Source organism: Collinsella ihumii (assembly GCF_900046475.1).
In the GTDB taxonomy this organism is placed as follows: Bacteria; Actinomycetota; Coriobacteriia; order Coriobacteriales; family Coriobacteriaceae; genus Collinsella; species Collinsella ihumii.
Map to the genome: position 1 here is coordinate 1 of NZ_FCOU01000012.1, position 21194 is coordinate 21194.

At 65.4% G+C, this 21194-nt stretch carries 14 protein-coding genes and 1 tRNA gene; 4 read left to right on the forward strand and 11 right to left on the reverse strand.

The window, feature by feature from the left end:
* Positions 1-256: 256 nt before the first annotated feature.
* A complete protein-coding gene (locus BN3789_RS09170; protein WP_066833380.1) occupies positions 257-1606 on the forward strand; it encodes a C1 family peptidase in 1350 nt (449 codons plus the stop codon).
* Positions 1607-1722: 116 nt separating this feature from the next.
* On the opposite strand, the gene BN3789_RS09175 is transcribed toward BN3789_RS09170, so the two are convergent.
* The 5 genes from BN3789_RS09175 to BN3789_RS13045 all read right to left on the reverse strand — a co-directional run bounded on the left by BN3789_RS09175 (position 1723) and on the right by BN3789_RS13045 (position 7235).
* The gene (locus BN3789_RS09175) at positions 1723-2652 is read right to left on the reverse strand and encodes a 1-phosphofructokinase family hexose kinase (protein WP_066833384.1); all 930 of its coding nucleotides are present in this window, start codon (positions 2650-2652) and stop codon (positions 1723-1725) included.
* Positions 2653-2757: 105 nt separating this feature from the next.
* Complete coding sequence (locus tag BN3789_RS09180) at positions 2758-3690, reverse strand: 1-phosphofructokinase family hexose kinase (RefSeq protein ID WP_066833387.1); 933 nt, start codon at positions 3688-3690, stop codon at positions 2758-2760.
* A 110-nt stretch (positions 3691-3800) separates the two neighbouring features.
* A complete protein-coding gene (gene ptsP, locus BN3789_RS09185; RefSeq protein WP_066833395.1) occupies positions 3801-5504 on the reverse strand; it encodes a phosphoenolpyruvate--protein phosphotransferase in 1704 nt (567 codons plus the stop codon).
* Positions 5505-5625: 121 nt separating this feature from the next.
* Entirely contained in the window at positions 5626-5889 is a 264-nt protein-coding gene (locus BN3789_RS09190) for an HPr family phosphocarrier protein (protein ID WP_066833398.1), read from the reverse strand.
* Between the two features lie 455 nt (positions 5890-6344).
* The gene (locus BN3789_RS13045; RefSeq protein WP_079989237.1) at positions 6345-7235 is read right to left on the reverse strand and encodes a fructose PTS transporter subunit IIA; all 891 of its coding nucleotides are present in this window, start codon (positions 7233-7235) and stop codon (positions 6345-6347) included.
* Positions 7236-7563: 328 nt separating this feature from the next.
* Between BN3789_RS13045 and BN3789_RS09200 the strand changes: the two genes are divergently transcribed.
* Positions 7564-7640, forward strand: a tRNA-Arg gene (locus BN3789_RS09200).
* 212 nt (positions 7641-7852) lie between these two features.
* Positions 7853-8815 (forward strand): glycosyltransferase family 2 protein, encoded by a 963-nt coding sequence (locus BN3789_RS09205; protein WP_066833401.1) that lies wholly within the window; start codon positions 7853-7855, stop codon positions 8813-8815.
* A gap of 49 nt (positions 8816-8864) precedes the next feature.
* Here BN3789_RS09205 and BN3789_RS09210 read toward each other — a convergent pair whose 3' ends face one another.
* Positions 8865-10712: a glycosyltransferase gene (locus tag BN3789_RS09210; RefSeq protein ID WP_066833405.1), complete on the reverse strand. Its 1848-nt coding sequence runs from the start codon at positions 10710-10712 to the stop codon at positions 8865-8867.
* A 228-nt stretch (positions 10713-10940) separates the two neighbouring features.
* Between BN3789_RS09210 and BN3789_RS12445 the strand changes: the two genes are divergently transcribed.
* Positions 10941-11912 carry a glycosyltransferase family 2 protein gene (locus BN3789_RS12445; RefSeq protein ID WP_066833408.1) on the forward strand — a complete coding sequence of 324 codons (972 nt, stop codon included), beginning with the start codon at positions 10941-10943 and terminating at the stop codon, positions 11910-11912.
* A gap of 203 nt (positions 11913-12115) precedes the next feature.
* On the opposite strand, the gene BN3789_RS09220 is transcribed toward BN3789_RS12445, so the two are convergent.
* The 5 genes from BN3789_RS09220 to BN3789_RS09240 all read right to left on the reverse strand — a co-directional run bounded on the left by BN3789_RS09220 (position 12116) and on the right by BN3789_RS09240 (position 21086).
* On the reverse strand, positions 12116-14470 hold the full coding sequence (locus BN3789_RS09220; protein WP_066833410.1) for a polysaccharide pyruvyl transferase family protein: 2355 nt from the start codon (positions 14468-14470) through the stop codon (positions 12116-12118).
* A gap of 93 nt (positions 14471-14563) precedes the next feature.
* The gene (locus tag BN3789_RS09225; protein WP_066833412.1) at positions 14564-15826 is read right to left on the reverse strand and encodes a glycosyltransferase; all 1263 of its coding nucleotides are present in this window, start codon (positions 15824-15826) and stop codon (positions 14564-14566) included.
* Between the two features lie 213 nt (positions 15827-16039).
* On the reverse strand, positions 16040-17917 hold the full coding sequence (locus tag BN3789_RS09230; protein ID WP_066833416.1) for a glycosyltransferase family protein: 1878 nt from the start codon (positions 17915-17917) through the stop codon (positions 16040-16042).
* A 226-nt stretch (positions 17918-18143) separates the two neighbouring features.
* Entirely contained in the window at positions 18144-19307 is a 1164-nt protein-coding gene (locus BN3789_RS09235; RefSeq protein WP_066833419.1) for a CHAP domain-containing protein, read from the reverse strand.
* A 162-nt stretch (positions 19308-19469) separates the two neighbouring features.
* On the reverse strand, positions 19470-21086 hold the full coding sequence (locus tag BN3789_RS09240; protein WP_066833422.1) for a glycosyltransferase family 39 protein: 1617 nt from the start codon (positions 21084-21086) through the stop codon (positions 19470-19472).
* Positions 21087-21194: the final 108 nt, after the last annotated feature.

Genomic DNA, 21194 nt, shown 5'->3' on the forward strand with positions numbered 1-21194 from the left:
GGTTCGAGGACACGCCCGCGGCCCGCCGGCGGGGGTGGGGGAAGCCGGCCCCCGGGCCAGCTACCCGGGGGCCGGCGGAATATTGCCTATTGACAGTCCGATGAACATATGTGGGGACGGGTTCGTTCCAACCCATCGGGATGTGTTGGAACGAACCCGTCCCCAACCAACCCATTCAAAACGTGCCATTTGGGGTATGCTACGTCACGGACTGTTCAACCTACCGGATGCACCGGCAAATCGAAGGGAGCATACCGTGGATCGCACCCGTTCCATCACGCCCGACGCCATCGCCGCCGCACACGAGTCGTTTATCGGCTGCCGCAGCAACCAGATCGCGCGCAACGCGGTCGCGGCATCGGGGATCGCCGCCGCAGCGCGCAACCCGCAGGTCGCGGCGCTCGGCACCACCACGTTCGACATCCAGCTCGAGCAAGGCGAGATCACGAACCAGAAGCGCTCGGGACGCTGCTGGATGTTCGCCAGCCTAAACACCATGCGCTACCGCATCATGAGAAAGCTCGGTCTCAAGACGTTCGAGCTCTCCCAGGCCTACCCCCTGTTCTGGGACAAGTACGAGCGCTCCAACTGGTTCTTTGAGAACATCATCGCCACGGCCGACCAGCCGCTGACGGACCGCGAGATCGCCTACCTCCTGTCCGACCCGTTGTGCGACGGCGGCCAGTGGGACATGTTCCGCTCCCTGGTCAAGAAGTACGGCGTCGTGCCCAAGGAGGCCATGCCCGAGACGTTCCACTCCTCCAACACCGGGACGATGAACCAGTACCTCACGCGCTACCTGCGCGCCGGCGCCAAGCAGCTGCGCGACGCCCATGCCTCCGGTGCGGACGTCGCCGCCATGAAGGAGCTCAAGCAGCAGCTCATGGACGGCGTCTACCGCGTGCTCGCCATCTGCCTGGGCGAGCCGCCCGCGACGTTCGACGTCCGCATCCGCGACGAGAAGAACGAGCTCAAGGCCTCGGGCACCTATACCCCGCAGCGGTTCTTCGACGAGTTCGTCGACATGAATCTCGACGACTACATCTCGATCATCAACGCGCCCACCTCGGACAAGCCCTATATGCACAGCTACACGGTCAAGTATCTCGGCAACGTGGTCGAGGACGGCGGCGTGCGCTACGTCAACCTCCCGATCGAGTCGCTCAAGCGCGCCGCTGTGGCACAGATGCGCGACAACCTCCCCGTGTGGTTCGGCTCGGATGTGGGACAGAGCTTCCTGCGCGAAGACGGCGTGCTCGACCCGAGCGCCTTCGAGGTCGACACCCTGTTCGACCTGCCGATCGAGGCCGGCCTGGACAAGGCCGCGCGCCTGGATTACGGCGAGTCGCTCATGACGCACGCCATGACGCTGCAGGGCGTGAACCTCGACGCCGACGGGAACCCGACGCGCTGGCGCATCGAGAACAGCTGGGGCGAGGATGCCGGCAAGAAGGGCTACGAGATCGCGTCCGACACCTGGTTCAGCGAGTACGTCTACCAGGTCGTCGTTGACAAGAAGTACCTGACGGAAGAGGAGCTGGCCGCCTACGAGAGCGAGCCGATCGAGCTTGCTCCCTGGGACCCCATGGGTGCGCTCGCGCGCTAGAAACGCCGCGATACCCCACTTAAGCCTGCGCCCCGCGCCCCGCATCCGCGGGCACGGGGCGCAGACGTACGGGAGCTCGACCCTGTCACCGGGGCCGAGCTCCCTTCTTTTTCGGCTTACCGGATCTGGCGAATCTCGACATGGTCCTGGTACTCGTCGACCCGGGCGAAATCACCCTGACCGGCGCATTCGACGACATTGGCTCCGGTTGCCATGGCCAGGCGCAGACCGTCTTCCACCCGGGAGCGATCGCGGTACCAGACGGACAGAAACGCACCGAGCGTCGAGTCGCCGGCGCAGACCGTCGAAAGCACCCGCACCGGATACGTGCAGCGCGCAAACCACGCATGCCGCCCGTCGCTGAAGTACGCCCCCGCGCCGCCCATAGTGAGCAAAACCGCCTGCGCGCCCTCCTCGTGCAGATACTCCAAGGCGCGCAGCGCCCCGGCATCGTCGTTCGCGCTCACCTCGAGCCCGAAGATGTCGCGCAGCTCGTCATCGTTGGGCTTGATCAGCAGCGGCCTCTGAGCAAGAAGCCGGTGTAAAAGCGGCGAGGAGATGTCCAGCACCACCTCTCCCCCGCGCTCGCGCACCTTGTCGACGACGCGGTCCAGAAAGCCGTCGGACGTTCCCGGCGGCAACGAACCGGAGATGCTCAGGCACTCGAGCTCGGGGAGCGACGCGATGAGCTCTATCATGGCGTCCTCGTCGTGCCTCGAGATCGGAGCCCCGGCGTTCACCATGTTGTACTCGTGCTCCCCTGAATTCAAGAACACGTTCACCCGCGTGATGCCGTCGACCCAGACGGGAAAGACCTCGCATCCCCGCTCGCGCGCGCCGTCGACGATAAAGCGCCCCGAGAACCCCGCGAAGAAACCGAGGATGCTGGACGGTTCGCCGAAATGCTGCAGGGCGAACGAGACGTTGAGCCCCTTGCCGTTGGGGGTGTAGACCGCATCGCGGGTGCGGGTCACGCAATCCGGCGCGAGCCCGTCGCACGTCACGTTATAGTCGATGGCGGGATTGGCGGTAAGGGTGTAGATCATCGAACGGCTCCCACGATAAGGACGGATGAGCGAAGGCCGCCCCGCGCAACACGAGACGGCCTTGCAAACGTATGCGATCGAAACCCCGCGAAAGGCGGGGAGCGCCTACTTGCGCTCGAGCTTGCGAACCGCGATGCGGCGGCTGTACTCGTCGACGCGGCCGAAGTCGCCCAGGCCGACGCTCTCGGCGACGTTCGCGCCGGTCGCAAGGGCGAGCTTGAGGGCCTCTTCCACGTTCTCGCGGTTGTGGTACCACTTGAGGATGAACGCCGCGAGCGTGCAGTCGCCGGCGCAGACGGAGGACACGAGGTTGATGTTGAACTCGCGCTTGGCGTACCAGATGTCCTCGCCGTTGGAGAAGTACGCGTCGCCGCGGCTGCCGCGGGTGAGCAGGACGTTCTGGACGCCGATGTCGTGCGCCATCTTCATGGCGACGCGGACCTCGTCATCGGTGTTCACGGGCACGCCGAAAATCGCCTTCATCTCGTGGTGATTCGGCTTGATGAGCAGGGGCTTCTTGGCGGCAAGCGTCTTCAGCTTGTCGCTGGAGATGTCGAGGATGACATCACAGCCGCGATCCTGGGCGTGGTCGATGACCTCATCGAGGAAGTAGCGAGAAGCCTTCGGGGGCAGCGAGCCGGAGATGATCAGGCACTCGAGGTCGCCCGTCGTGTCGAGGATCTTGTAGAGCTCGCGCTCGCCCTCGGGCGTCAGCGGGGCGCCCGCGTTCAGGATGCCGTACTCGTTCTCGCCGTCGTTGAAGTACGAGTTGATGCGAGTGATGCCGTCGATCCACACCGGGCGGCAGAGGCAGCCCATGTTCATGGTCTCCTCGACGATGTACTTGCCGGTGAAGCCGGCGAAGAAGCCGAGCGCGACCGAGTCGACACCGAACTTCTTGAGCGCGTACGACACGTCAAGACCCTTGCCGTTCGGGGTGTAGCTCGAGGTGACCGAACGGATATTCTCGTTCGGAATCAGCGGCGGACACGTCACCGTCATGTCGACGGCCGGGTTGGCAGTCAGCGTATAGAACATTGATACTCCCCTTTCCAAAGAGACCGCGCAGCTCCGACGCTCCGTCGGGACCACGCGGTCACATAAAACATTATCCGAGAGCAAGTCCGAGCAACATGCTTACCGAAACCTTACTTTGCAGCGGCCTCGAGCAGCGCCTTGACCTCTTCGGCGGTGGTGCACTGGACCGCCTTGTCGGCGAGCTCCTTGGCCTCCTCGACCGTCCACTGGGAGATGGTCTTGCGGGTGCGCAGGATGCTCGGGGCGGACGTGGAGAACTCCTCCATGCCCCAGGCGATCAGCAGCGGCGTGAGCAGCGGATCGGCCGCGGCCTCGCCGCACATGCCGACCATGATGCCCTCCTTGACGCCAGCCTCGATGATGCTCTTGATAGCGCGCAGGACCGCCGGGTAGTACCAGCTGTACAGGTAGGCGATCTTGTCGTTGCCGCGGTCGGCCGCCATGGTGTAGCCGGTGAGGTCGTTGGTGCCGATCGAGAAGAAGTCGGCCTCCTTGGCCAGCAGGTCGGGAATGTTCGCGGAGGCAGCGGTCTCGGTCATGATGCCGACCTCGATGTCCTCGTTGAACTTGTAGCCCTCTTCGCGCAGCTCGTCCTTGCAGACCTCGACGAGGTCCTTGACGGCACGGATCTCCTCGACGCAGGTGACCATGGGGACCATGATCTTGATGTCGCCGAACGCGCTTGCGCGCAGCAGGGCGCGGAGCTGGACCTTGTACTCGTCGGCGTTGTCGAGGCAGTAGCGGATGGCGCGATAACCCATGAAGGGGTTCTCTTCCTTCACGAGCTTGAGATACGGGATCTCCTTGTCGCCGCCCACGTCGAGCGTGCGGATGATGACCGGGGCGCCCTTCAGGGCGACGGCGACCTTACGGTAGGCCTCGAACTGCTCCTCCTCGGAGGGCAGCGACTTGGCGTCCATGAACAGGAACTCAGAACGGAACAGGCCGATGGCCTCGGCGTCCTGATCGAGGGCGCCCTTGACGTCATCGGGGCTGCCGATGTTGCACGCCATGATCTTCTTGAAGCCGTCGGCGGTGATCGTCGGCTTGCCGCGGAACGCCTCGAGGGCCTGCTTCTCGGCGATGAAGTCCTCGCGACGCTGGGTGTACTCGGCCAGGGTCTTCTCGTCGGGCTCGGCGATAACGAGGCCGCGGAAGCCGTCGACGATGGCGGTCATGCCGTTGTGCAGCGCGCCGCACGCGTTGGAGACGGACAGGACGGCCGGGATCTCGAGGGCGCGCGCGATGATCGCGGAGTGCGAGGTGCGGCCGCCGACCTCGGTGACGATGCCCGCGACGTTCTTCTTGTCGATCGTGGCGGTCATGGACGGGGTCAGGTCGTGGATGACGATGACCGTGCCCTCGGGCAGGACGGACAGGTCGACGACCTCGCGGCCCAGCAGCTCTGCCAGGATTCCGGTGCGGATGTCGGCGATGTCGGCGGCGCGAAGGCGGAACATCTCGTCGTCCATGGACAGGAACATGTTCTCGAACATGGTGCTGGTCTCGGTCAGCGCCTGCTCTGCGCAGGTGCCGCCCTCGATGGAGGCCTTGATGGCGCCACCGAGCTCAGGGTCCTGGGCCAGCGTCACGTGGCCGTACATGATCTCGGCCTCGGCCTCGCCGACGCTCGTCTTCATGTGCTCGGCCTGGGCCTCGGTCTTCTTGCAGAAGGTTTCGAGCGCCTTGTCGAAGCGAGCCTTCTCGGCCTCGGTGTCCTCGACCGTATGCGGCGTAAACGTCAGATCGGGCTCAACGGCGACCGCGACGGTACCGATGCCGATGCCCTCAGATGCGTTAACTCCCTCGTACATTGATCTTCCTCTCCTGTCAGCCCGACCATGAGGCCGGACCCCCTGCAAAAGCCGCGCGGAGCATCTCACGGCGATACCCCGCGCCAACTATTAAATAAAGAAAGGTTTCCGGAATCAGGCGTTACTCGCCAAGACCGCTCTTGATGAGCTCGAGAGCAGACGCGAGGGCCTCGTTCTCGTCGCTGCCGTCGCAACGGACCTCGACCTCGGTGCCGCACGGGATGCCAGCGGCCATGAGGGCCATGGGGCTCTTGCCGTTGACCTCCTTGTCAGCGGTCAGGATGGTGACGTCGCAGGCGAACTTGCCCATCGTGGAGGCAAAGAGGCCGGCGGGACGCATGTGCAGACCCTGCGGGTTGATAAGGGTGACCTTCTCAGAAACCATAGTGTTCTCCTTTTTGATCTGTGCGCACCCCAGGCATCAGGACACGCAAAAGTACACGACCAGTTTAACGCAATAAAGGACAAAAGAAATGCAAAAGCGCGAGGAGGTGGCCGAAAGGACCATCTGGCGCGCAGGAGGTCGCGCGAAGCATGCTGGACGGGCACGTCTGGCGGGCCGGCAAGCGGTCATCTTCCCGTCAAGCGCACCCGTTGCGCGGGGCACCTGATCGCATCGTCCTTGGGAAGCGATGATATATATCCCGATGCGCCCCGCACATCGGCAAAAACCACGAGACTACCCGGCAACAGTACCCGGCAACAGTACCCAGAACTGAGAGAGAGGGCCCCTCGAATGGCCCTCTCTCTCAGTTCTGGGTACTGTTGCCGGGTACTTTTAGCGGGTAGCCTGGTAGAGGGCCCGGCGCGAACTAAACCGACCGGTCGTTCCCGAAGGGGCTACGACAGGTGCTCGCTGACGACGCGCGCCACGGCTTCCGGATCGTCGGCATCCTTGACCGCCGCGCGGAACCCGTCGTCCATCAGCGCCTCGGCAACGCGCGAGAGCAGCTTGAGGTGCGTCGTTCCCGACTGGCCCTCGGGAATGAGCAGGGCGATGGCGATCCGCACGGGCACGCCGTCCATGGTCTCCCACTCCTCGGCACCCTGCGCGAGCTTCGCCACCATGACGGCGGCGCGCTGGACGGTCGCCGACTTGGCGTGCGGGATGGCAAAGCCGTCGAGCATGCCCGTGGTGCCCTCCGCCTCGCGCTTGAGGAAGGCCGCCATGAGCTCATCGGCGTCCTGGGCGAGCCCGAGGTCGACCGCGCAGCGCGACAGCGTCGAGAGCACCTCGTCTCGCGTGGAGCAGCGAAGGCCCACCAGCACGTAGTCGGCGGAAACGACGCTCTCCGCGAACCCGGAGGGCGCCTGCGCGCGCGGGCCCGCCTCTTGCGGGGTGCGCGCAAGCTTGCGGCGGAGCTTTGAGCCGAGCGTCTCTTTACGCGAGGGCGAACCGGAGGGCGCAGCCTGGTTACCGGAAAGCCGCGCCAGGGCGAGCGCGCCGTCGATCAGATCACCCGCCGCCTCGACGGTAAGGGGGCATGCCGCACCCGTCGAGATGAGCGGAACCCCTGCAAACCGTTCGGCCCCAGACGGGGAACCCCCGATGATGAGGGCGGCATGCGCCGAGGCGATCTCCTCGCGCGTCAACTCGTCGACCGCCCCGTCGGCAGCGTACAGCTCCGTTCTCACCGCAAGCGAACGCCCGCGCGCCGCCTCCTCGATCGAAGCGGCAGCCTGCTTTGCCCCGCGTTCAACCGAGACAACAAGATCGACCCGATGAGCCATACGCCCTCCCCCAACAACCGGGTGCCCGCACCCGATGCGCCCATGCGCCTCCAACCAAACAGCGTATGCGCCAGCATACCACGCGCTGCCCCGGCTTCCATATCCCCATGATGCGCAAATCGGTGAGAACGCGCGGTGCCGGCATCCGCCGGCCCCGGTGCGGCGACGCGCGACTGCGCTGCAGGAAACCAGCAGGTGAGCGGCACCTACAGGGGCGCCGAGCCGCCGGGTGCGCGACGCTGAAGGGGCGGCTCGGATGGATAATTCGACATCTCCCGCTCAAAACGCGTCGACAGACAGCCCGCATCAACTATAATTGCCATGTTTTGCGCCATTAGCTCAGCTGGATAGAGCAGGGGACTTCTAATCCCAAGGTCGTTGGTTCGAATCCGACATGGCGCACCATCCCGCGAACAAGGGCGTCGGCGACGGCGCCCTTTTGCATGCCGCCCCATGCATACATGAGGCCCGCCCCGCCCGCGCATGGGCGGAACGTGGACTTTCATGCAGAATCGCCGAAAGTCCCCATCCCTCATGCGCTTGCTGAGGGCAACGGGTATCCTGACCTGTCGGACGACGACGGAGCGACCGCAGGCCCGCGATGCGAAGGAGGATACATGGGCGCCCTTGATTCCCATGCGCGCATAGCCGTGCTCATACCGTGCTACAACGAGGCCCCGACCATCGCGAAGGTCATCGACGACTTCAGGCGCGTCCTGCCCGATGCGAGCATCTACGTCTACGACAACAATTCCCGCGATGACACCGCCGCCATCGCCCGCGCGCACGGCGCCATCGTCCGCCACGAGGCGCGCCAGGGCAAGGGCAACGTCGTGCGCCAGATGTTTCGGGACATCGACGCCGAGTGCTACCTCATGGTCGACGGCGACGACACCTACCCCGCAGAGGCGGCGCGCGCCCTGTGCGACCCGATTCTCGACGGCTCGGCCGACATGACCGTCGGAGACCGCCTCTCCAACGGCACTTACGGCAAGGAGAACAAGCGGGCGTTCCACAACTTCGGCAACAACCTCGTGCGCCGCATGATCAAGCTGATCTACGGCTACTCGTTCGAAGACGTCATGACCGGGTACCGCGCGTTCTCGCGTGTGTTCGTCAAGACGTTCCCCGTGCTGTCCGACGGCTTCCAGATCGAGACCGAGCTGTCCATCCATGCGGTCGACCGCCACTGGCGCATCGTCGACGTGCCCATCGCCTACCGCGACCGCCCGGAGGGATCCGTCTCCAAGCTGTCGACGGTCTCCGACGGCATCAAGGTGCTCGCGACCATCGGATCGCTGTTCAAGAACTACCGCCCGATGAAGCTGTTCACGCTCGTGGCCCTCGTGTTCCTGGCCCTCGGCCTTTGGCTCGGCATCCCGGTGGTCGTCGAGTTCCTGCACACCGGCCTGGTGCCCCGCTTCCCCACCGCCATCCTCGCGGCTTCCCTGATCTTCCTATGCGGGCTGTCGTTCGCGACGGGGCTCATCCTCGACTCGGTCGCAAAGGTCGAGCGCAAGCAATGGGAGCTCGCCGTCTACCGCGAGATGGACCGAGAGGGTCGCGGCGGACGCGCATAGGCGCGCCTCACGGGGCCGACTGGCGCGAAATGAATTGGCCGGCGGTTCCTTACGACTCGAGCCCGAGGTACTTGGTCCAGAATTCGCGCGACGTGAGGTATGGGAAGGCGTCCTTCCACGCCTGCCTCACCTGCTTGCCAATCGTGCGGTGGCGGCGCAAGAGCTCGTGCTCGCGCATGCGGATGGCGCGGAAGCGCGCACGGTCCATGTGCCGGACCGTGCCCTTGGTGCGCGTCGGGTCCAAGAACACGAGCGTCTCGCGGGCAAGCGACTCGCCCTCGATCATCGCGGCGCCGTTCTTGACGACGTACCCCGGGCGCGTGCCGAGCATGGGCTTGGGCAGATAGTGCTTGTCGTAGGGCAGCGAGCGGAGCACCTTCATGAAGCGCGACGCCTGCGACTCGACGTTCGCATGCGACAGCACCTCGCGCGTGACGCCCGCGGCGCGAAGCAGCTCGGGATCCATGTCCTCGACCGGCATGAGCCGCTCGTTGCGCGCGCCGTTTTGCCTCATGAGCTCGGCGCCGTCGAGGCTTTCCAGAAACTGCGGCCCCTTGAGGTAGTCCTCGAACCCGTCGAGCAGCAGCTCGGCCGCACTGTAATCGAGATCGCGCAGGTCCTGGCGCACGCTGCGGCGGATGCGGACGATAAAGAGCCCCTCCGACGCGCAGTCGTCCACCGCGATCATGGCCATGAAGTTGCGGATGTACTGGTAGCAGTCGACCGACGCGCGGAAGCGCCCCTCGAAGCTCTCGTGCCACACGCAGATGCCGTTCATGGTCATGAACACCGGCTGGTTGCGCATGCCGAACTCGACGTCGTCGCAGCGGATGAAAAACGGCATGGGCAGGCCGTTTTTCTCGATGGCCGCCGTCGGGATGCAGCTGTACCACCAGGCGCCGTACGCGTTGGGGACCTCGACGCTCGTGCGCTCGTTGACGAGCAGGTCGGAGAGCGACCCCATGTGCAGGTCGGTTTTGACGCGACGGTAGGCGCCCGAGTTCAGCACGAAGGAGACGTCCTCGAACTGGCGGACCGGGTCCTCCAGCGACAGCATCGCGCCGTTGATGAAGGCGTCGCGATAGGGCCCCTGGGCAAGCGCGAGCAGGTTGTACGTGCGAATCAGGCTCTCGGGCATGATGCGCACGTCATCGTCCATCACCAGCACGTGCGTGAACTCGCCCGGATGCTCCGTGGCGGCCATCATGCCGCGCGCAAAGCCGCCCGATCCCCCCGTGTTGGGGTTCGGAAGGACGCTCACCAAATCGTCGGTGAGCGCGTCGACGTCGAGCGTCCTGCCGTTATCCACCACAAACATATGGAAATTGCCGAGGATCGGCGCCCCTTCCGCGCGGATGCCCGCTTGGACGAGGTCGATGTTCGCCGTGATGTAGGCCTCCTTGTTGAAGGTCGTCGTGGCAAGCGCGAGGCGGACCTCGTTGATGCGCGCGGGATCGACCTTGGCATACCAATACGCGCGCGCGATGACGAGCCGCTCCCCTTCAGCGGGAACGGCGATGAACCCGATGAGGTCCTCGCCCGCGGTGGGCACCTCGATATCGAGCGCAACCGGCGCGTCGGGGGCGGCGTCCACGGCATTCGCGGAGAACACCTGGCGATCGGACGCATCGGACGCCACCGCATCGATGCGGATCTCGCCCGCGCCCGCCACCTCCACATGGAGCCAGACTTCCTGAAGGCCCGCATACATGCGCCACTTGCAGGCAGAGCATCCGTTGACATACGTCAGGAAGTCCGCCGTGCCCGTGAGCTCGAGTCCCGCACCGTCCTCGTACCGGGCCGCCCCCGCCTGCGCACGGTAGTACAGCTCGGGATGGTCGGCAGCGTGGTCGTCGACCGTGAGAACGACGTTGGAAAGTTTGAAATCGACAGTCATTCGTGCTCCAGGGGACTCGTGCGCGCATACGGCGCGAAGCGTTTGCCTCAAGTCTACTTGAAGCATGCCGCGCCCGCGGCCATTTCATGCGAGAAGCGAAAATCGAGCCCCGCCGAAACGGAGGCGAAACGGAGGCCCTGTGGACGGGCCGCCGCCTCGAGCGACTCGCTTGCGCCTCGGGTAAGCTATCATGAGGCGCAGATTGCTTACCCGTGCGGAGGTTGCCCCATGCCGTTTCTGAGCGTATTGATCCCCGTCTACAACGGCGAGGACTATCTTGCCGACGCGATCGAGTCGGCGCTGAACCAGCCGTGCGACGACCTCGAGGTCGTCGTGGCCAACGACGGATCGACCGACCGGTCGCTTGAGATCGCCCGCGGCTACGAGGAACGCGACGGCCGCGTGCGCGTCCTCAGCCACGAGAACATGGGGCCGGGGGCGACGCGAAACAAGGCGATCCCCCAGCTCAAAGGATCCTGGATCCTCTTTCTCGACTGCGACGACATCATCTTGCCGAACTTCTACACCGAGCAGGTGCGCGCGTTCCTCCAGTTCTGCCGCGCGCACGAGGTGGAGACCATCGTCCCGTGCCGCCTGTACGGAGACGTGAAGCTCAGCTGGGCGAACATGGAGTACGTGCCCTTCGACGAGGTGTTCGGCCAGGGCAGCGACGCCTCGTGGCGCGTCGACTACGAGTTCGCCACGCTTCTGTACTCGGCTGAGCTGCTGCGCCGCGAGCGCATCGAGTTCGGGATCACGCGTCCCGCCGAGATGGAGAGCATCTTCCGCCACAAAGCGGTCTTCTGCTCCAAGCGCACGGTGTTCACGAACCGGCTGTGGTTCGCGGTGCGCCGCGAGAACCCGCACCAGGCAACACGCGACCGCAACTGGAACAGCGTCCATGTCGACCGGATCCGCTATGAGGGGTTCAGCGACCTGATCGAATGGCACCGCCAGCGCGGAACGACGGGCTTCGTCATCGAGGAGGCGGCGCGCCGTCGCGACGCCGCGAAGGCCTCCATCGACCGCGGGGAGCAGCCCCGCACGCTCAGGCGCCGCATCGAGGAGCACCGGGCATATCGCCGCTGGAAGCAGGATCGCCGCCGCGCCTCCAAACCCCTGGGCGAATGGATGCTCAACGAAGACCGGCAACGCGAGGCCATCGAGGCCATCGAGCACCAGATCGAGCAGTCCTCCTGACGCCGTGCAAATCGGGGACGTACCCGCTGCGTGCATTCTTGGGGTGCCCTGCATATCGGGAACGTACCTGTTACATGAATTATTATGCATATCGCATATCGGGGACGTACCCGCTGCGCCAAAAGAATGCACACGGCAGGTACGTCCCCGATTTGCATACATGCACGCGGCGGGTACGTCCCCGATTTGCACGGTGCGGAACGTTACTGGCGGCGGTGCTTGAGCAGGCCGGGCAGGTACATGAGAGCCGAGCCGATGCGATAGGAGTTGGACTGCTCGAGGTCGACGACGCGCTGGCGCGCCTCCGCGAGCTCTCGTTCGACATCGGCGGCATGCCGTTCGGAAGCCTCGGCGCGCCGCCGCTCGTCAACGAGCATGCGGTCGGACGCCGCCTCGCAATACAGGTACAGCTCGTGGCGCCCGTTGTCCTGCTCGCAGGCAGGACTCGTCTCCCCCACGAGCTCGACGAGCTCGTCCTCGCCCTGCTGCGCGAGCTCCCTCAGGTTCGCCACGCCCTCCTGGACGATGCGGGCGAGCGCCTCGCGCTCGTCCAACGCGCGCCCGAGCGCGTCCGCGATCTCGTCTGCCGACGCATCCATGGCGAGCAGGCTCGATCCCATGTGCGCCTCCTCGTACAGCGCGCACACCTTCGGCAGGTAACCGAGGCCGACACACGGGATGCCGCCGCGAAACATCAGCAGCGAGGCATGGTAGCGCATGGAAAGGCCCGCGGTCGCCCGACCGATGAAGTCGGCCATGGCATCGATATCGTCGCCCGCCGAGAACAGGTGCACGCGATCGATACGGCTCATGGCCTCGACCACCCGGTCGGAAATGCCGCGATCGGCCGCATCGAGCATCGCGAAGGCGAGATGGGCGCGCGGGCGGCTCGCCAGCACGCGGTCGCAGGCACGGGCGACGCGCTCGGCGAAATCATCCGACACGTTCTCGTACTCGCGCAGCGACACCACGATCAGATCGGTGCCGGCGGGGTCGAGCTCCTGGTTCGCAAACCAGGAATCGACCGCCTCCGTCACATGCGAGGAGCCGGTGAACGCAACGTCCGCGCGGCGCACGACCTGTCCGGCGGGCACGTCGCAGGCGGAGACGAGACGGGCGGTCTCCTCGTCGCGGCACGCGAACCGGGCGCCGAGCGAACCCATGAGGCGCACCAGCCGCTTGCTGTGGGTGCGCTCCAGCGGACCGGCGCCGATGCCGTACAGCACGACCGGCGTATCGTTCAGGGCCGCCAGCTCAACGAACGCGGCGATGCCCGGAATATCGGAATGGAGCACCGACGAGGCGATCTCCGCCTTGCCCATGGTCCAGCGGATGCCCTGGTCGAACAGGAGCCCCGCCATGACGAGGGCGACGGAGGAGCGGGCGAGCATCCCGTCGAGCTCGCGCTTGGACGCCAGCGCGATCGCGTAGACGCCTCGGTGCACGAGGGTGTGCCACGGGTTCTCGCTCACGGCGACGCTCACGGTGCCGGGGCAGCGCTCCTCCAGGCGCTCCGCAATGGTGGAAAGGATGTACTCATCACCGAAGTTGCCGCAGCCCACGTATCCGAGCACGGTCGCCACGCGGCACGGCTCAAACGATGCGCCCTCGACGCCCAGTGCCTCGGCGGCATGGACGACCGAGCGCTCGAACCCGCCGCGAGCCGCATGCATGCCCTCGGCATCGCCGCGCCCCGCGCGGACCGATCCGAACAGCGCGTCGTCTGCCGTCGAGGCGATTGAGGCGCGCACGCGGCGCGACTCAAGAAGCGCCGCCGCCCGCTCGGCCATCCAAGCGCCGGTCGCGCCCGCATCGGGACGAAGGATATCAGCCCCGGCGAGCTGCTTGGTCGCCTGGAGCACGTACTCATCGTAGGCCGAGCGCCCCTCGGAAGACGGGAACCGGACCGCGATCGACGTGAACCCGAGCGCATAGGCGGCACCGGCGTCGGCACCGTCGAAGCGCCACTCATCGGGCCACCCCTCGCCTGCGCAGCGAACCGGCGTGCCTTCCGGCATCCCCTGGGCGGCCGCCCTCATGAGCTCGATGCGCTCCGGCGTCGCCTCCTGGGCGCAGGAAAGCCCCCGCGGGTAGACAATCTCGTTGGCAAGGTCGAGCGCAGACAGGTCCGGAACCGTGCCCAGGGTGCGAACGGCGCATCCCAGCTCGCGTGCCGCAGGCGCGGCCATGCCGTCGAGCACCCAGCAGGTATCCGGCGCGGCCCCCCGCATGCGCTCCAGGGAGCGCGCGAGCTCGTCCTCGCGGGAGGCGAGCACGACGAGGCGGGGCGCCTGCACGACGCATGCAGACGTATCGATGGAAAGGCCGTCAGCGACCACCACGGCGTCGACGGCCCAGCGACGCATCAGCGCGTCGAGGTACCCGAGCTGCGCCACGCCGTCGGCGAACAGCTGGGGCCACAGGCGGGGCGTGAACCAAAAGACCGCGTATCCAGCCTCTTCAAGCGCCTCCTTCGCGCGCCAGGACGGGGAGATGACGCCCAGGGCGGGGTCGGCGAGCAAAACGAGGCAGCGCGCACCGTGCGCGTTCGCATCCATAGTGAAGACTCCTTTTCGGGATGAGACGGTATGGGAGGACGGGGCGGCCCGCCGTGCGCGACGAGCGAGGCGATGCGCACGGTGCCGGACCGATCAGCTGCTCAGCCGGCGCTGGATCGCGCGCGGGATGCGCAGAAGCGCCGTGCCGTACCGATACTCCGCGGACCTCCGAAGGTCATCGAGCTGGCGCTCGACCTCCTCGCGAGCACCCTGCGCCTCGACGACCGCGCCGTGCGCCCGGTCGACCTCCCCGTGCAAGCGGTCGATCTCCGAGCGCGCCTCCTCCAGATCCGCCTCGACGCGGTCGAAGAGCTCCTTGTCGTCATCGACGAACGCGCCGTGGTTGCGCATCCAGAAGAACAGGTACCCCTGCGCATCGTTCGCCTTGATCAATTCGAGCGAGCGGCGGTCGAGCGGATGGGTGTAGGCGTCCAGGGGCACATCGAGCAGCCCCATGCGCTCCGCCGCCCCATCGTGCAGCTCGGCGAACGCCCGCGCGAACGAGTCGACGCGCGTGAGGGAGTTGAGGTTGTACACCGCGCCGCCGAGCGCCCAGCGGGCATGGCTCACGCGATACGTCTCGTATAGGCCCTCCTCCTGAAGCCGGTCCCGCAGCAGCGCGAACGCCTCGATGAAATCGAGGGCGTGAGGGTCCTTGTTGTCCATGGACGAGGAGCCCGTGCGCATGCGGTAGTGCGACAGGCGCTCGTAGATCACCGATATACGGCGCGCCTTGACGAGCGCCATGCACGTGAACGGCAGGTCCTCGGTGCGGAACAGCGCCGGGAAGCGGATGTCGTTCTCGACGAGCAGCGAACGGCGGAACAGCTTGTTCCACGGCCAGTTCTGAAACGACGTGAAGATGGCGTCGGGGTTGTCTGCCGCGCTGAACGCCAGGGTCTCGTGTACCGGGAAGTCGGCGAAGGCGGGGAAATCGAGCGTGCCGACAGCCGGATGCTGGTCGCGCTGGACGCGGTTGTTGTAGAACCACGCATCCCAGATCACGATGTCGCAATCGAGCTGCTCGGCGCGGCCGACGGCCTTTTCGAGCAGCGTGGGCTCGATGAAGTCGTCGGCGTCGAGGAAGTACACGTAGGTGCCGGTCGCGACGTCGAGCCCCTTGTTGCGCGCGCAGCCGGGTCCCAGATGGCGCTGGGTCAGGATGCGCACCGCGGGAAAGTCCTCATCGGCACGGTAGCGCTTGAGCACCTCGAAGGAGTCATCCGACGAACCGTCGTCGACGCAGATCAACTCGAAGTCCTGGAACGTCTGCGCCTTGAGGCTGTCAAGCGCTTGGCACAGGTAGGGCTGGGCGTTGTACACGGGCATGATGACGGAAACGCAAGGCGACGACACGGCTACCCCCAAGATATCGTGAACGCGGGCACGCCCGCGATGGCTTCGTAGGGATAGTATACGGCACCGCGTCGACGCGCCCGCGCCCATACGGGCGAACTCGCGGAACGGGCAGAACACGCGGCGCCTTCAGAAAGCTAGAAAGGGGCCGCCTGCACTCCCGGCAAGCGGCCCCTTCCCAACAAGCACCACGTGATAGCAACGTCGCGCGGGTTACTTATCCATCCCCAGATAGCGCTTCCAGAACGCGAGCGAGGTCAACTCGTCGCGACGCGCGGAGTAATCATGGCGCAGCTGCTTGATGTTGCGCTTGTAGGCCTTGAGATCCTCCTTGTAGCGCTTGGAGATCTGAGCGTAGCGCTCGGGGTCCTTCTTGCGCAGCGCGCCCATGCGGTTGTACCAGTCGATGATGATCAGGTACTCCTTGCCGCGGATCGCACCGGCGGGATACGCCCAGCCGATGACCGGGATGACGGCGTAGCCCTTGCCCTCCTTGACGATGAAGCGCTGGTTGTTGTCGGTGGCCAGGTCGTTCAGGCGCTGCAGACGCGTGCGCGGGGCGTCGGCGTCGACGAGCTGACGGTCGATATCGGCGATATGGAAATCGGTCAGACCGGCGGCGTGCACCTGACGCTCGAGCTCATCGAAGGGGACGAGCTTCTCCTTGTTGCGGTTGGCGGCCATGAACGTCTTCTCGGCCATGCCGGGCGTGGCGATGAAGTCGGGCCCCTTCATGAAGTCCTCGAACGCGTCGAGCACGAGCTCGGCGTTGTCGTAGCCGAACTTCTTGAGCTCGAGGCGGATGTTGTTGTGCATCTCGCGCATGAAGTCGGACTTGGGCGCGAAACCGGTCGTGCACTGGGCGATCATCGTGTTGCGCGTGGTCTGGTAGCGCTCGACGGCGGCGTTGTAGCGCACGTGGAACGACATGTGCCAGATGCACAGGCCGTTCATGGTCATGAACTTGGGCTGGCAGCGCACGCCGTACTCGGCGTCGTCGCAGCGCACGAAGTACGGCAGCGGCAGCCCGTTCTTCTCGATGACCGAGATGGGGATGCAGCAGTACCACCATGCGGCGTACCGGGAGTTCAGCTTGGTGATGGCGCTCGGCACGCGGAACGTCTCGTTGAAGACGACGTCCTCGAACTTGTTGAGGCGCAGCTGCGGCTTGGCGGGCGCGAACGTGCCCTCCTTGGTCATGAAGCCGGTGTCCTCCCACAGCTCCTCGCCGATCTCGTAGTTGAGCATGGCGCCGCTGATGAACGCCTCGGCATACTCATCGTTGACCAGGCGCAGCAGGTTGTAGGTGCGCTTGATGCTCTCGGGGGACACGGCGACGTCATCGTCCATCAGCAAGATGTGGGTCGCGCGCGGCGTCTGCTCCATGGCCTCGATCATGCCGCGCGTGAAGCCGCCGGCGCCGCCGACGTTGTCGTTGGGAGAAATGATCACGCGGTCGCTCGCCAGCTTGCCGGCATCAAGGGTGCGCCCGTTGTCGATCACGCGCATGGTGAAATGCTGGGCGATATCCTCGGAGCTGTCGATGATCGACTCCTTGATGAGCGCGATATTCGCCTCGATGAACTCCTCTTTCTTGAACGTGGTGGTCGCGAGGACGAGCTCCACGTCGCGCAGGGGGCGATCGATCTCGACGGAGTAGTAGCTCTCCCCGATCAGCACGGGGCCGTCCGTCGCGAGCTCGAAACCGACGATGACCGCGTCGGAGGGCACCGTGAGCTCGACATCGATGGCCTGCCACTCATCGGAAGCGGGAAGCTCGCGCTTCGTGTCGTCGAGCTTGATGGGATGAGCGGAGAACGCGTCCGCGGCGGTCTGCACGTACGTGCACGCGGCGCCCTTGACCTGCAGGTGCAAGAAGAAGCGCTGCGCGCTGGTATAGCGCCTGAGCTTGCCCACGGACAGCGCGTTGAAAAACGTCGTGAAGTCAAAGACGCCGGCGTCGTAGAGCATCCACTCCCCCGTCACATGGTCGCGCACGAACGGCTGGGTGGATCGGCAGTACAGCGCGGGATAGCTCGTGGAGCGCGGGTTGCACTCGAGCAGGATGTTGGCGAACTTTATAGCAGGCATGTGCCCTCCTAGATGGCTAAACATATCCTGCCCATGATACATGAAATGCGGGCATGCCCCCGAATGCACCGAAAACGGGCACAAGAGGCGGCGGTGGGCCCCCCGGGGGTGAGCTTTTGGGGACAGTCCCTTTTGGACCGCGGCGGCGTATGTGCGCCGCCGCGGTCCAAAAGGGACTGTCCCCAAAAGCTCACCCCCGGGGGGCCCACCGCCGCCGCGAACCGCGTCAGTCGTTGTAGTAGGGACGCGCGAAGCCCGTTATCGAGCCCTCGGGAATATAGAGGTCCTCGCAAAGCAGCTGCACGCGGCCGTAGATATGCTCCCAGACGTAGAGCGTCTTGCCGTCGGGCGCCACCGAGGCGACGATGCCCGCATGGGTGCCCTCCGACGCGCCGGCCCACGGACGGAACGCCGGCTGATCGATCAGCCAGATGTCTCCCGGCTTGGGCGTGGACTCCAACCTGCCCTGGTTACGGTACCAATCGGCGATCTCGTGCGGGAACGACGAGGCGGCACCGTTCATGAACTGGTATTTCATACCGGCTTCTTGGAAACACCAATAGACGAACGCCGCACAGGGGCCCATATGGTTCATCGTTCCGCCGTCAGCAACGACGCGGTCCTGGTAGCGCCAACCGTCGGTGATGCCATTTTGCGATGCCGCCGTGGCAATCACGCGGGCGGCCACCTCGTCGCTCGACAGACGCTCACCGGTCGCAGGGTCAAGGTAGTAGGGCTTGCCCTCGATCATCAGGCTGCCGTAGCACATGCGGCCCGTGACCTCGTGGTAATAGACCCACTTGTTCGACTCGGGCAGCCATGCCCAGCCGTAATCGACCGCGCCGGTGATGGGGTCGAAATACATCCAGCCGGCCTCATCGCCATGGGAGTCGTCGATGTAGCGCTCACCGTGCGCCATCTCACCGGTCACGTAGTCGCAAAATACCCATTTCTGGCTGCCGTCCTCATCCGTGATGAGCAGAAATCCGTAGTCGACGGCGCCGTCTTCGCCCAGATGGACCCATTTGCCGTGCTCGATGCGCCATTCGTCGGTCGCCTGCTCCCACGCCTCGCCGGCGACGTCGTTGTCCACCGGAACGAACGCCTCGCGGTCGCGCGCGATGGTGGTGTCGGCCTCGGCCCAGTACCACGCGACCGTCTCGGGATCGTAGAAGAACTTCGAGCGCGCCGGGACGTCCTCGTCCAGCCAGCCGACGGCCTCGGCGGGCTCGCACGGCTCGCCGTCCTCGTCGACCCAGCCCGTATAGGCCGCCTGCTCCGGCGTATCCACGACCTCGGAATCCGGTGCCGCCAGGGCACCGGACGGAACAAGACCCGCCATCAGCGATGCCAGCAGGCATGCTGAGACCTTCCATCGCGAGCAACGCATACGCAACCCCTTCCCATTTCTGCAGCGATGCCGGAACGCGGGACCCTCCTCACCCGGCAGGCGAAGATGATCGGCGGTTCCGGGGGAACGCTGACCGATTGCCGTCGTGCTGCGCACCCCCGTGGCGCGGAATGAATCGGTCGGTGTTTCCCTAAGGAGATTCTAGCGTTTCACGGTGTCGAGCAGGGAGCGAAGGCCGTAGGCGGCAAACGGCAGGAGCAGCAGCGCGAACGGCATGGTGTAGACGCTTTTCGCCTCCCAGATCAGATAGCAGGCGACGCCTCCCAAAAACGCAATGACCATGAGCAGCGCCGCGGGCGACACGCTACCGCGATGCCGGAATGCGCACACGAGGCCGGTGAACGACGCGATGTAGAACAGCGACTGGTAGGCGTCCATGGCGATCGTCAGCACACGGTTGGCCGTGTAGCCGTTATACATGACCTGCTCGGCAATCGGACTCGTCGCGTCGGAAACCGACGTCGCGGAGTAGTACAGGGACTGGAACGTGGGATCGAGCCACTCGGTCATGACCTTGTAGACAAAGAAGCGGATGCAGTAGAGCGGGTCGGCCAAAAACCTGCCGAGAGCGGTCTTGATGGCCTCCATCGCAAAGGCCCCCTGCGCCGCCGTGTCGCCATCGACCTGCGCGAAGTGCGTCGCCTGGACAGGCGACCACCAGCCCGGCCGGTTGAGATAGGGATCCCAGGTGAGGCCCATCGCGATCCACGACGTCTTGGGCATGCCGTCACCGAAGCTCAACCCGACCGCGGACTCGAGCAGCCGGACCGGCACGGACGTCAAGGAGTTGATCACCACCGCGGCGGCAAGCACGATCAGGATCTGGGGAGCTCGGCGCTCGCGCACCAGCACGATCAGCCAGGCGAGCACGAGGGCGATCAGCATGATCACGAACGTCGCTTTGACGATCAGGGCGAGAAGCATGACCACCGCGCCCGCCGCGAACAGGCCCCAGCGGCGCGGAAGGCTCTCGTCCTGCTGCATCGCCGCGACGTTGAGGGCGAGCGAGGCGCAGCCCAGGCCGAATCCGATCGCGTTGCCGTAGACGAACGCGGCCGAGAACGTCAGCGGCGCGAACAGCACGACGAGCACGCTCGCCAGCGCGACGGTACCCGTGCCGGGGAACAGGCGCCCCGTGATGAAGATCAGCGATGCCGCGGAGACCACCACGAACACGGCGCTGAGCAGCTGAAACGCCATCTCGTTGCCCACGCCGAACAGCGCGTAGACGCCGGCGAGCAGCCAGACCGACCCGCTCTGAAACGGGTAGACGCGCAGGTACGACACGCCCTGGTCGCCCAAGTCGGCACTGAACACGCTGAAGTCACCCGAAAGCAGGGCGCGCGCGTACTGATCGAGCCGGATCGAATCGTTGTAGAAATTGGTCTTCGTGCCCAGAAGCACGATCCACGCGACCGAGGCCGCGAACAGGAGCAGCAGCGCGCACGGCACCACCGCGCGCGCGGGGGCGCGCCGCAGGCCGTTCCAGATGAACAGGAAGAACAGGGCGAGGCAGAGCAGACCGAGCGCGGGGAACATGAACGCGATGAACGCGCCGCCGTTGAACGGCGTGAGCAAGTTCATCACGTCCGCACCGACGCCCTCCGGCCCCATGTTGATGAAATAGCCCGTGATGAACGGTGCAGCAAGCGCCAGGCAGCCGAGAAAGATCGCGGCTAGGACGAGAAGAAACGCCTCGAACACCCGGCTTGCCCGCTGCGGCTTCGTAAGCCCTGCGGCCTTCATATGCTGAGCCATATCCGTACCGTTTCCTCTCCATACGGGTCGCCGTCACCGTCATGCCATTCTAGCGTGTTGCCGCAGGCGGGCGCTTGGTACTTTTCAGGACGGGCAAAAACAGCCCCG